This is a genomic window from Paraburkholderia sp. MM5384-R2 (assembly GCF_014201025.1).
Classification (GTDB): domain Bacteria; phylum Pseudomonadota; class Gammaproteobacteria; order Burkholderiales; family Burkholderiaceae; genus Paraburkholderia; species Paraburkholderia tuberum.
This window is the reverse complement of record NZ_JACHDI010000003.1, coordinates 267,644-279,653: the sequence shown is the minus strand read 5'-3', so window position 1 is coordinate 279,653 and position 12,010 is coordinate 267,644. Positions and strand designations below refer to the sequence as shown.

At 63.2% G+C, this 12,010-nt stretch carries 12 protein-coding genes; 7 read left to right on the top strand and 5 right to left on the bottom strand.

All coding sequences use genetic code 11. The features are described from left to right. The first annotated feature begins 48 nt into the window (after positions 1–48). A complete protein-coding gene (locus HDG37_RS07350) occupies positions 49–315 on the top strand; it encodes a hypothetical protein (protein ID WP_018419782.1) in 267 nt (88 codons plus the stop codon). A gap of 61 nt (positions 316–376) precedes the next feature. Here HDG37_RS07350 and HDG37_RS07345 read toward each other — a convergent pair whose 3' ends face one another. Both HDG37_RS07345 and HDG37_RS07340 read right to left on the bottom strand, forming a co-directional pair. Continuing rightward, positions 377–1,693: an ATP-binding protein gene (locus HDG37_RS07345; RefSeq protein ID WP_184021348.1), complete on the bottom strand. Its 1,317-nt coding sequence runs from the start codon at positions 1,691–1,693 to the stop codon at positions 377–379. After that, on the bottom strand, positions 1,677–2,402 hold the full coding sequence (locus HDG37_RS07340; protein ID WP_013338547.1) for a response regulator: 726 nt from the start codon (positions 2,400–2,402) through the stop codon (positions 1,677–1,679). Before HDG37_RS07340 ends, HDG37_RS07345 begins: the two co-directional genes overlap by 17 nt. A 218-nt stretch (positions 2,403–2,620) precedes the next feature. Between HDG37_RS07340 and HDG37_RS07335 the strand changes: the two genes are divergently transcribed. Further along, positions 2,621–3,154 carry a periplasmic heavy metal sensor gene (locus tag HDG37_RS07335; protein WP_184045708.1) on the top strand — a complete coding sequence of 178 codons (534 nt, stop codon included), beginning with the start codon at positions 2,621–2,623 and terminating at the stop codon, positions 3,152–3,154. Positions 3,155–3,288: 134 nt separating this feature from the next. Here HDG37_RS07335 and HDG37_RS07330 read toward each other — a convergent pair whose 3' ends face one another. Further along, a complete protein-coding gene (locus HDG37_RS07330; RefSeq protein WP_184045706.1) occupies positions 3,289–3,999 on the bottom strand; it encodes a pirin family protein in 711 nt (236 codons plus the stop codon). A gap of 579 nt (positions 4,000–4,578) precedes the next feature. Between HDG37_RS07330 and HDG37_RS07325 the strand changes: the two genes are divergently transcribed. The 5 genes from HDG37_RS07325 to HDG37_RS07305 all read left to right on the top strand — a co-directional run bounded on the left by HDG37_RS07325 (position 4,579) and on the right by HDG37_RS07305 (position 9,616). After that, a complete protein-coding gene (locus HDG37_RS07325) occupies positions 4,579–5,355 on the top strand; it encodes an ABC transporter substrate-binding protein (RefSeq protein WP_184045704.1) in 777 nt (258 codons plus the stop codon). 272 nt (positions 5,356–5,627) lie between these two features. Beyond that, positions 5,628–6,317 (top strand): ABC transporter permease, encoded by a 690-nt coding sequence (locus tag HDG37_RS07320; RefSeq protein ID WP_184045702.1) that lies wholly within the window; start codon positions 5,628–5,630, stop codon positions 6,315–6,317. Then, positions 6,314–7,027, top strand: coding sequence for an ABC transporter permease (locus HDG37_RS07315; protein WP_018419774.1), 714 nt, complete (start codon positions 6,314–6,316; stop codon positions 7,025–7,027). The genes HDG37_RS07320 and HDG37_RS07315 overlap by 4 nt, the downstream gene beginning before the upstream one ends. A gap of 39 nt (positions 7,028–7,066) precedes the next feature. Then, on the top strand, positions 7,067–7,846 hold the full coding sequence (locus HDG37_RS07310; RefSeq protein ID WP_184045700.1) for an ABC transporter ATP-binding protein: 780 nt from the start codon (positions 7,067–7,069) through the stop codon (positions 7,844–7,846). A gap of 612 nt (positions 7,847–8,458) precedes the next feature. Beyond that, positions 8,459–9,616, top strand: coding sequence for a porin (locus HDG37_RS07305; protein WP_184045698.1), 1,158 nt, complete (start codon positions 8,459–8,461; stop codon positions 9,614–9,616). 183 nt (positions 9,617–9,799) lie between these two features. On the opposite strand, the gene glnK is transcribed toward HDG37_RS07305, so the two are convergent. Then, positions 9,800–10,138: a P-II family nitrogen regulator gene (gene glnK / locus HDG37_RS07300; protein ID WP_013088783.1), complete on the bottom strand. Its 339-nt coding sequence runs from the start codon at positions 10,136–10,138 to the stop codon at positions 9,800–9,802. A gap of 102 nt (positions 10,139–10,240) precedes the next feature. Next, positions 10,241–11,953: an NAD+ synthase gene (locus HDG37_RS07295; RefSeq protein WP_184045696.1), complete on the bottom strand. Its 1,713-nt coding sequence runs from the start codon at positions 11,951–11,953 to the stop codon at positions 10,241–10,243. Positions 11,954–12,010 lie beyond the last annotated feature (57 nt).

Below are 12,010 nucleotides of genomic sequence, written 5' to 3'. Positions count from 1 at the left end.
ATCAATCCTGATATCGGATTGTCACTACCGCACTAACGGGAGATTCGCATGAAGGGAAATCTGGTGATCGTCTGTCGCGATCACGACGCTGATGCTTTCGACCATCTGCTCGCCGAATACGGCGCGTTCCAGACGCGTCTGTCGTCGACCGCGTGGTATCTGAAGCTGGAGGTCGCGCCGGAACTGATTCAGGAGGAAATACTCGCGCGCCTCGGCAAATACACGACGCACTATATTTTCGAGGCAGAATCGGTGACGTGGAATACCGTCGATAGCGAAACGGCGAACGCGTTGAATACGCTGTTTTCGGACTGAGCTCTCGCCGCTCGCGATGCCGACGCTTCGCGCGCGCATCACGACTCCAACACCCCTGCTTCTACCAGGCGTTTTCCGAGGCGGTCGCGACCCGCGGCAGCACGTCGAACGGAAAACTCATCAACACCCGCAAACCGCGGCCGCCATGATTGCCGATTTCCCATTCACCGCCCGCGCGCCGCACGAGCCGCTCGACGATCGCAAGGCCCAGCCCGCTATGGCCGTTGCCGCCTCGCGCCGGATCGAGCCGCACGAACGGCCGGCTCGCGTTGATCAGGTCCTGGGCTGCGATGCCCGTGCCGTTGTCGCTAATTGATAGCGTAAAGCTCTGCGGTGTGCGCGCGGTCGCGACGACCACCGGCGGCGCGCCATACGCATGCGCGTTGTCGATCAGATTCGACAGAATCCGATCGAGCGTGGCCGCCGGCAGCAGAAATGACGGCCCGGCGTTCAGTTCCGTGTGCACGGTCGGCGCACTGGTGGCCACCGCCCGATAGCTGCGCACGACACGCTCGCACTGCGCATCCACTTCCACGGGTTCGCTGCGGTCCGCGCCGTCGTGCGCGAACAGCAGGAACTGCTCGACGATATGCGTCATCGAATCGACGTCGCGCACGACGCCGTCGCGCGTCTTCGCGTCGTCCATCATTTCGGCGCGCAACCGCAGACGCGCGAGCGGCGTCTTCAGGTCATGCGCGACACCGGCAAGCATCACCGCGCGATCGTTCTCGGTTCGCGCGACTTCCTGCACCATCTGATTGAAGCCATGGGTGAGTTGCCGCAACTCGCGCGGCCCGCGCTCGGGCACCGGCGGCACCGGCAGCCCGCGACCGAAGCGCGCCACCGCCTGCGCGAGCAAGCGCAGCGGCCGCTGCAGCGCCCACGCGGCGAACAGCGCCGCCATCACCGCAAACGAGAAAATGATGACGAGCCACAAGACCGTGCGGTCGAGCGAGCGCGGCATGCGCAGCGGCTGCACCGGCACGACGATCCAGTTCTGATCGGTCACGGCGCGCACCCATAGCATGGGCGGAGCGCCGGGCGGACCGACGCGCACCTGGGTGTCGGCCGGCATGCGGTCGCGCACGTCCTCGACGAAACGCGCGAGCGGCGGCGGCATGTTCGCGCTGGCCGCCGGCACGTCCGGACTCGCCGGGTCGACCAGCTTCACACGCGACGGCAGCGGTTGATCCGGTGTGCGGGCGACGTGCTGACGCACCGCGTCGACGAGGAAGGTCGCTTCCTCGACCGCGTAGCGCGTTTGCAGTTGCGAACGTTCGAGTCGCATCAGCGCATACCACGCGAAATGCGACAGCAACAGCACCGCGACGACGAGCAGCGCGAGCCGCCCGAACAGCGAATCAATGGGCCGGCGCATGCTGCTCGCCGTCCGGCACGAACACGTAACCGCGGCCGCGCACGGTCTGGATGAAGCGCGGCGTGGATGGATCGGTTTCGAGAATGCGGCGCAGGCGCCACACCTGCACGTCGATGCCGCGGTCGGTGCCGTCGTACTCGGGACCGTGCAGCAGTTCCAGCAGGCGCTCGCGCGTGAGCGTGCGCATGGGGTGATTGACGAAAATCTTCAGCAGCGCGAACTCGCTGCCCGACAGCGTAAGCGGCTTGTCTTCGAGATGCAGCGTGCGCGACTGGAAATCCAGCGTGAAGCGGCCGAAGCTGAACGGCTCGCGCTGCTCGGGCGCGGCCGCCGACGGCAGCGTGCGGCGCCGCCGCAGCACCGCCTGCACGCGCGCGAGCAGTTCGCGCGGATTGAACGGTTTGCCGAGGTAATCGTCCGCGCCGAGTTCGAGCCCGACGATACGATCGACGTCGTCCGCACGCGCGGTCAGCATGATGACGGGGATATCGTCGCCCGACGCACGCAGCTTGCGCAGCGCGGTGAGGCCGTCCACGCCGGGCATCATCAGGTCCAGCACGATGAGGTCGGGGCGCTCGCGCTCGAGGCGCCGTTCGAGCGAGCCCGCGTCGTGCAGCACCGAAACTTCGATGCCCTGACGGGCGAGATAGTCGCGCAACAGATCGCGCAGTTCGACGTCGTCGTCGACGACCAGGATTTGAGTAGCCATGGAATGAAGTTTAACGCGCAGCTAAAAGGGATTTCGTTTTCCAAACGGTCTGAAGGGTTACCGGGTGTTACGGTGAAAGCCACACGTAATTGCTGGTAATAGCGGCGTCCGGGCGCGTAACACAGCGGCGCACCCGGTTCTCTACGCTGTGCCTTACCGAGTGCAGGCAGTCCAAAGACCGGTTGCTTCGTCGGCTATTCCATTACAAGGAGCCTCATATGTCCACCAAAAAGATGTCGCGCGTTCTCGCCGTTGCTGCCACCGCTCTCGCCATCGGCGCGGGCGCCGCTTACGCCGCCCAACCCGCCGAGCAGGCGCACGGCGGGCCCGGCGGCTGGCATGGCCACTTCATGAAGGAACTGACCCAACTCCACGACCGGCTGAAGCTGAACGCGGATCAGGAAAAGCTGTGGCAAAACGCGCTCGATACGATGAAGCAGAACCACGAAGCGATGCGCGCCAACCACAAGCAGGTTCAAGACCAGTTCAAGGCCGCACAGCAACAGCCGATCCTGGATCTGAACGCGATGGCCGCGACGCATCAGCAGATCGAGCAGAAGGACGCGCAACTGCGTCAGCAAACCACCGACGCGTGGCTGAAGTTCTATAACGGCCTGAACGACCAGCAGAAGACCACCGTCAGCACGGCGCTGAAGCAGCGCTTCGCGCGGATGGAGCAGCGTCACGAGAAGATGCGCGAGCGCTGGGAGCATCACAAGGGCGCGGCGTCGGCGCCGGCCGCCAATCAATAAGCGGCGCATTCGCGAGGCGGACCAGGGAGGGCGCCTCGCTAATAGGAAAACGCCACGGAAGAGGTTTTCCGTGGCGTTGCCGTTTGGCGCTGCTCGCTGCCCGATCGGCGGCCAGCGCGAATCAACTGCTTGAATCAGCCGTTCAACTGACCCAGATCGAACAGCAGCACTTCCGCGTCGTCGCCCTTTTCCAGCGTCACCGTGTCGACGTCGCTGAGCTTCGCGGCATCGCCCGCCTCGAGCACCGTGCCGTTCACGCTCAGCGTGCCGCGCGCGACGTGCAGATAGCCGAGGCGCCCCGCCGGCAGCGCGAACGTCGCGTGTTCGGCGCCGTCGAACAGTCCCGCGTAGATCGACGCGTCCGCATGGATCGTCACCGCGCCGTCGCGGCCGTCGGGCGACGCGATCACGCGCAGGCGGCCGCGCTTGCTGTCGGCGTCGAAGCGCTTTTCCTCGTAGCCGGGCTGGTCGCCCGCGCGGCGCGGGATGATCCAGATCTGCAGCAAGTGCGCGAATTCGTCGCGCGACGCGTTGAACTCGCTATGCTGCACGCCGGTGCCCGCGCTCATGCGCTGCACGTCGCCGGGACGGATCGTCGAGCCATTGCCCAAGCTGTCGCGATGCGCGAGCGCGCCTTCGAGCACATACGTGACGATCTCCATGTCGCGATGCCCGTGCGCGCCGAAACCCTGACCGCCGGCGATGCGGTCTTCGTTGATCACGCGCAGCGGCCCGAAGTGCACGTGCTCGGGGTCGCGGTAATCGGCAAACGAGAAGCTGTGATACGAGTCGAGCCAGCCGTGGTTGGCGTGACCGCGTTCTGCGGAGCGGCGAATCTCGATCATGGAAAGTCTCCCGGTAAGTAGTCAATCAGAGCGATGTTGGGAATGTAGGGGTTGCGCCGCCCCATAACAATCGTGCGCAACCGCACCGCAGCGTTCCATCGCTGCGTGCAATCGCGCGACCGGCGAGCCCATCGCGCGGAAAGCCCGGCGCCCGGATGCCCGGCGCCCGCAAAACCACGCCGGCGTCGCGCACGCACAACGCGTTGCACGGCGTCTTGCCGCTCGATGCCGCGCTGCGCTGGCAGCTTGCCGCTCTTCGGGTAAAATACCGCGCTTTTCGAGCCGCCTGGACGTCCCGCGGGACGTGCAGGGCGCGCCGGCAAGCCTCGGCGGGCGGGCCGCAACCGGTGCGCGACGGGCTTCGACTCGGCACCAAACCGTGCGAGCCACGCCCGATAAGCACCGAACGCGCCGGACCGGCGCGCCACGTCGGACGAACCGCCCGCGCAAGGACGACCAGAGCGCGGCGACAATCCCAGCGGCACGGCAATTTTGACCGCCTAGAATAGCGACCGTCGGCCCTCGGCCGGTGCTCGTCGAGTCGTGTCATCACGACGATCAGTTTGATTCAGGAGAAACATGAAGAAGTTCGCACTGTGCGTGGCTCTGGCAGTCATGGCCACCGGCGCGATGGCGAAAGAATGGAAAACGGTGCGCATCGGGGTCGACGCCAGTTATCCGCCATTCGAATCGAAGGCGCCTGATGGCGACATCGTCGGTTTCGATGCCGACCTGACCCGCGCGCTGTGCGCGAAGATGAACGTGAAGTGCGTGTGGGTCTCGCAGGATCTCGATGGCATCATCCCGGCGCTGAAAGCTCGCAAGTTCGACGCGATCGTTTCCTCGCTGAGCGTCACCGACAAGCGCCGCGAGCAGATCGACTTCTCCGACAGGATGTTCGACGCGCCCGCCCGCATGATTCCGAAAACCGGTTCGCCGCTTCTGCCCACCCCTGAATCGCTGAAAGGCAAGCACGTCGGCGTCGAGCAGGGTTCGACGCAGGAACAGTACGCGAAGGCCTGGTGGGAGCCGAAGGGCGTGCTCGTCGTGTCATACCAGAATCAGGACCAGGTGTACGCGGATCTCGCGTCGGGGCGCCTCGACGCCGCGCTGCAGGACGAAGTGCAGGCCGACGCCGGCTTTCTGAAGACGCCGCGCGGCAAAGGATTCTCCTTGGCCGGTCCGGAAGTGAAGGATCCGCAGACGATCGGCGAAGGCACCGCGATCGGTCTGCGCAAGGGCGATGCCGAGCTGAAGGCGAAGTTCAATCAGGCGCTCGCCGAGGTTCATCAGGACGGCACGTTCAAGAAGCTCGAAAAGCAGTACTTCGATTTCGACATTTATCCTGGCCGTTGAGCGAAACAGGCAGGATACTGCGTGGTAAGCCGGCTCGTGCCGGTGGCAGTGAAAGCGGCAACGAAGGTGGCGACACCAGGCAGTAGATTCAAAACAATCCGAGACGAAAGTCCCACAAGCGCGCTGTAGGAGCACCAACGTTTCTGCAGCATGATTTGCACAGCGGCACGCTGTGCGCCGCGGATCACGGCGAGCCAGGCGCTCGTCCCCGACGCGGCGCTACGCGGACCGCGTCTTTCGCGGTGCGCGTAGCGCATCGTCGTGGACTACCTATGTTCCTTCAAGGCTACGGCCCGCTGCTTCTCAGCGGCACCTGGCAAACCGTCAAGCTGGCGGTGTTCTCGCTCGCGCTCGCGTTCGTGCTCGGCCTGCTCGGCGCGGCGGCGAAATTGTCGAAGAACCGTCTGTCGAACGGCATCGGCACGGTGTATACGACGCTCGTGCGCGGCGTGCCCGATCTCGTGTTGATGCTGCTGCTGTTCTATAGCATCCAGATCTGGCTGAACAACCTGACCGACGCGCTCGGCTGGGAGCAGATCGACATCGACCCGTTCGTGGCCGGCGTCGTGGTGCTCGGCTTCATCTACGGCGCGTACTTCACCGAGACCTTCCGCGGCGCGTTTATCGCGGTGCCGCGCGGCCAGCTCGAAGCGGGCGCCGCCTACGGCATGACGAGCTGGCAGGTGTTCTCGCGCGTGATGTTCCCGCAAATGATGCGCTTCGCGCTTCCGGGCATCGGCAATAACTGGCAGGTGATGGTCAAGGCGACCGCGCTCGTGTCGATCATCGGTCTCGCCGACGTCGTCAAGGCCTCGCAGGACGCCGGCAAGGGTACCTTGCGGTTCTTCTTCTTTACCCTGCTCGCGGGGGCGATCTATCTCGTCATCACCACCGTGTCGAACTTCGTGCTGATGTACCTCGAAAAGCGTTACTCGACCGGCGTGCGAAAGGCGGATCTATGATCGAGATCATTCAGCAATACTGGCGCAACTATCTGTTCACCGACGGCTATCGCTTCACCGGCGTCGCGATCACGTTATGGCTGCTGGTCGTGTCGATCGGCCTCGGCTTCTGTCTGTCGGTGCCGCTCGCGGTCGCGCGCGTGTCGAAGAAGAAATGGCTCGCGGGCCTCGTGTGGCTCTATACGTATATCTTCCGCGGCACGCCGCTCTACGTGCAGCTGCTGCTGTGCTACACGGGTCTCTACAGCCTCGAGATCATCCGCAACAACGAGCTGACCAACGCGTTCTTCCGCGACGGCATGCACTGCACGCTGCTCGCGTTCACGCTGAATACCTGCGCGTACACGACCGAAATCTTCGCGGGCGCGATCAAGGCGACGCCCTACGGCGAGATCGAAGCGGCGCGCGCGTACGGCATGTCGTCGTTCACGCTGTACCGGCGCGTGATTCTGCCGTCGGCGCTGCGCCGCGCACTGCCCTACTACAGCAACGAAGTGATCCTGATGCTGCACGCGACCACCGTCGCGTTCACGGCCACGGTGCCGGACATCCTGAAGATCGCGCGCGACGTGAACTCCGCGACGTACCAGTCGTTCAACGCGTTCGGCATCGCCGCGCTGCTGTATCTGTGTATTTCTTTCGCGCTCGTGTGGCTGTTCCGCCGCGCCGAGCGTCGCTGGCTCGCTTACCTGCGGCCGCAAGGCAAGTAACTGCGCATCCCTGGACAAGCAAGCTCGTTAAGGATCCTGATGAACTCCAAGAAGCAGAAGCTCTTCGTCGACGAGCTTCACAAAAAGTACGGCGACAACGAAGTCCTCAAGGGCGTGTCGCTGAAAGCCAATGCCGGCGACGTGATCAGCGTGATCGGTTCGTCCGGTTCGGGCAAGAGCACGATGCTCCGCTGCATCAACTTTCTCGAACAGCCGAACGCGGGGCGCATTTTCGTCGACGGTGAGGAAGTGCGCACGCAGACCACCAAGGACGGCGCGTTGCGCGTGTCGGACCCGAAGCAGTTGCAGCGTGTGCGCACCAAGCTTTCGATGGTGTTCCAGCACTTCAACCTGTGGTCGCACATGAACGTGCTCGAGAACATCATCGAGGCGCCGGTGCATGTGCTCGGTCTGAAGCGCAAGGAAGCCGAGGACCGCGCGCGCGAATATCTGGAGAAGGTCGGTCTCGCGCCGCGTCTCGAGAAGCAGTATCCGTCGCATCTGTCGGGCGGCCAGCAGCAGCGTGTCGCGATTGCGCGGGCGCTGGCAATGCACCCCGACGTGATGCTGTTCGACGAGCCGACCTCCGCGCTCGACCCGGAGCTCGTCGGCGAAGTGCTGAAGGTAATGCAGAAGCTCGCCGAGGAGGGCCGCACGATGATCGTCGTCACGCACGAAATGGGCTTCGCGCGCAACGTGTCGAACCACGTGATGTTTCTGCACCAGGGCCGCGTCGAGGAAGAAGGCCATCCCGACGATGTGTTCAGGAACACGAAGAGCGAACGTCTGAAGCAATTCCTGTCGGGCAGTCTCAAGTAATAAAATTACCCGCGACTTATGATGCGAATGGCATCGAAAATGTAGTCAATGTAGTTTTACAAGGCGCTTACGAGCGCCTTTTTCGTTTCTACCATGTCCTTCCGCCCGGCCATTCGAACGACGAAAAAGCGCCGAAAATCCCAAAAAACGGGCCATTCAGGCCGAGTTTTCGCCCTACACTGCCACTTTTTACTCGTCAATAGTGGCAATCCTTAATGCGACCGCTTCCAGGCCGCGATTCCCTTGCCGGACAAGACTTGGCGCCTTTTCCCGAGGAACTGCTTCGGGTGTCGGCCCACATTCGTATTGCAATTTGGCGACACCCCTTGTGGACGGTACTAATTTCTTCTTCCAGTTAAAGTTATTTTTGATAAATTGGTAACCAAAGTAGCAAAACAAAGTTGATTAAAAGTAGTTTCACTTCAAAACACAGAGGAGAACCGGTCGGCGTGGGATCGGCATGATGCAAAGATAGCTCGACGCTACATGTCATGACAGGAGAATCCCTATCCACCCGCCACTCTCCCTGGTACCGCTTTCTGTTCGGTGCTTATCGCGTCCGAACACCACTCGCAGTACTGGGTTTTTTTTTGACAGGGTATGGAGGAGAAGATGAAGAAAGCTTTGCTCGTCGCTGCGCTGATGTCGGCCGGCGTTGTTGCACACGCTCAGAGTAGCGTCACGCTGTATGGCCGTTTGGATGCAGGTCTCGAGTACATGTCGGGCGTCCCGACCGGCGCTAACGCCAACGGCGCGGCCAACACCAGCTCGAACCGCTTCAAGGCGGAAAGCGGCGACTGGGGCACCAGCCTGTGGGGCATGAAGGGTGTCGAGGACATCGGCGCCGGCAACAAGATCCTGTTCCAGTTGGAAGGCTCGTTCAACACGATGACGGGCGCAGGTCCCGGCGGCGGCGGTCTCTTCAATCGCTGGGCAACGGTCGGTATTTCGAACAACCAGTACGGTACGTTCACGATGGGCCGCATGCTCTTCATCTCGAACGGCGTGTGGGACTTCGACCCGTTCGGTCAGTCGGACTGGTCGTCGGCATCGCTGGTGCGTGGCCGCAACTGGCCGCAGTCGAGCAACAACTTCGCGTACCAGTCGCCGAAGATCGCAGGCTTTGACTTCTACGGTCAGTACGCGCTGTCGAACGCGACGAGCTGGAACGGTAACGGCACGACGCCGCAAGGTCGCGAAGCTGGTGCGCAGATCACCTACACCAGCTCGCTGTTCCAGATCCGCGGTCTGTACGACGAAATCCGCAACCCGACGACCGGTGGGTTGTGGGGTGGCCCGGTTGCCAACAACGGCATCAATACAAATAACACGAGCAACGGCGTGTTCGCGGCATCGCGCGAGTACTCGGCTCTGCTGAACGTGTTCCTCGGCCAGTTCAAGATTCAGGCCGCTTACCAGGCGGTCCGTTCGGCAGGCGCAACGGGCGTTCTGCCCGGTCAGCCGACCACGCTCGATCACGAATGGGGCGGTGTGACGTGGCAGGCAACGCCGGCTGCAGCGCTGATCGCGGCGGTCTACCACGTGAACGGCAACAACGGCGCGGGCAATGCGACGATCTACACGATCGGCGGTTCGTACAACCTGTCGAAGCGCACGCTGCTCGACCTGCAGGCAGCGACGGTGCGCAACAGCCGCAATGCTAACTTCGGTCTGAACGCGAACAATGCGGGCTTCGCCGCTGCAACGGACAACCCGCTGCAAGGCCGCCAGCAAAGCGGCGTGTACGCAGGTATCCAGCACTCGTTCTAATCGAACGGTGCGCCCCGAGGGTCATCCCTCGGGGCGTAATACAGGTTTCTTCAAGAGAATCTTTTTCACGCTGCTGCGAGAGGCGCGTATCGGTGCAATATCCGCAAGGGTATTGCACCGTTTTTTATTCGGCGCACGGTTTTTGCCGTTGCGCGCACCGGGCCGGTGCGTGATTGCGTCAGCTTATACCGCTGCTTCGTTCTCTTCGCCGGTACGGATACGGATGACGCGCTCGACGTCCGCGACGAAGATCTTGCCGTCGCCGATCTTGCCGGTACGCGCCGCGCCGATGATCGCGTCGATGACCTGATCGCACTGGCTGTCCGCGACCACGACTTCGATCTTCACTTTCGGCAGAAAGTCGACCACGTATTCCGCACCACGATAGAGCTCGGTATGCCCTTTCTGGCGGCCGAACCCCTTGACCTCGGTAACGGTCAGGCCGGTGAGGCCGACTTCCGCGAGGGCCTCGCGCACTTCGTCGAGTTTGAACGGTTTGATGACTGCGGTGATGCGCTTCATGGCGAACCTCGTCTCTTGATGGGAAGAGTGGAAAGGAAAAGGATGATTTTTATTCTACGCCGCGCCGGATGCATTGCGGCATCCGCGCGCGGGTGTCGACTTTCACTCCACCGGTTCGGTGTAGCGCGACGTGATCGGATAACGCCAGTCGCGGCCGAACGCGCGATGCGTAACGCGAATGCCGATCGGCGCCTGACGGCGCTTGTACTCGTTGATCTTGATCAGGCGCGTGACGCGCTTCACGTCGTCGACCTGATAACCCGCCGCGATGATCTCCGCGAGCGAACGGTCCTCCTCCATATACATGCGCATGATCGCGTCGAGTACTTCGTATTCGGGCAGGCTGTCCTGGTCGGTCTGGTTCTCGCGCAGTTCAGCGGACGGCGCGCGCGTTAGAATCCGCTCGGGTATCACGTCGCCCGTCGCAAACGTGGTGGCCGCGTTCCGATAGCGGCACAGCCGGTACACGAGCGTCTTCGCGATGTCCTTGATCACCGCGAAGCCGCCGGCCATGTCGCCGTACAGCGTGCAATAGCCGACCGCCATCTCGCTCTTGTTGCCGGTGGTCAGCACGATCGAGCCGAACTTGTTCGACAGCGCCATCAGCAGCGTGCCGCGAATGCGCGCCTGAATGTTCTCTTCGGTCGCATCTTCGGCGCGGCCCGCGAACTCCTCGGCGAGCGAGCCGCGGAACGCGTCGAACATCGGCGCGATCGCGATCTCGTCGTAACGCACGCCGACGCGGCGCGCCATCTCGGCGGCGTCGCTGGTCGAGATATCGGCCGTGTAGCGCGACGGCATCATCACCGCGCGTACCTTGTCGGCGCCGAGCGCATCGCATGCAACGGCCAGCACGAGCGCCGAATCGACGCCGCCCGACAGACCGATCAAAGCACCAGGAAAACCGTTCTTGCCGATGTAGTCGCGCACGCCCATCACGAGCGCCGCGTAGACCTGCGCTTCGATCGACTGCTCCGGCGCGATCGCGGCCGGCAGCGGCGTGCCAGCGTCGAACTCGACGACAGCCGTGGCTTCCTCGAACTGCGCGAGCTTCGCGACGAGTTCGCCCCGCGCGTCGAGCACGAACGAACCGCCATCGAACACGAGTTCGTCCTGGCCGCCGACCATGTTCACGTAGACCATCGGAATACCGGTTTCGCGAATGCGCGCGCGCAGGATGTCGAAGCGCACCGCCTCCTTGTTCAGGTGGTACGGCGAGCCGTTCGGAATCAGCAGCACCTGCGCGCCCGCGGCCTTTGCCATCTGCGCGGCCGACGCATGCCACGCGTCCTCGCAGATCACGACCCCGTACTTGACGCCGTCGAGTTCGAACACGAACGGCTGCGGGTCGGAGGCGAAGTAGCGTTTCTCGTCGAACACTTCGGTGTTCGGCAGATCCTGCTTGCGATAGGTGCCCTTCACTTCGCCGTCGACGATCAGCGACGCCGCATTGAACGTATCGACTGGCGGCACGCCGCGCTCGATCGGCGCGTTTGCATTACCATGGCCGTTCGCCGGGCTGTGCGCGAGGTTGTCCGACCCGTCGCGCAGCGGATGGCCGACGATCACATGCAGACCGGTGAACGGCTTCAACTGTGCGGCGAGATCGGCCAACGCGGCCGCGCTCGCGGTGTAGAACGCGGGGCGCAGCAGCAGGTCTTCGGGCGGATAACCCGACAGCGCGAGTTCAGGCGCGACCAGCAGCTTCGCACCATCGCTGTGCGCGGCGCGCGCGGCGGCGACGATCTTCGCGACGTTGCCGGCGAAGTCGCCGACGGTGACATTGATTTGAGCAAGAGCGATTCGGGTCTTCATGGCAGGATCGACAGGCAAGCCTTCACGGCTCGCGGTACCGCGGCTCGATGGCTCGAC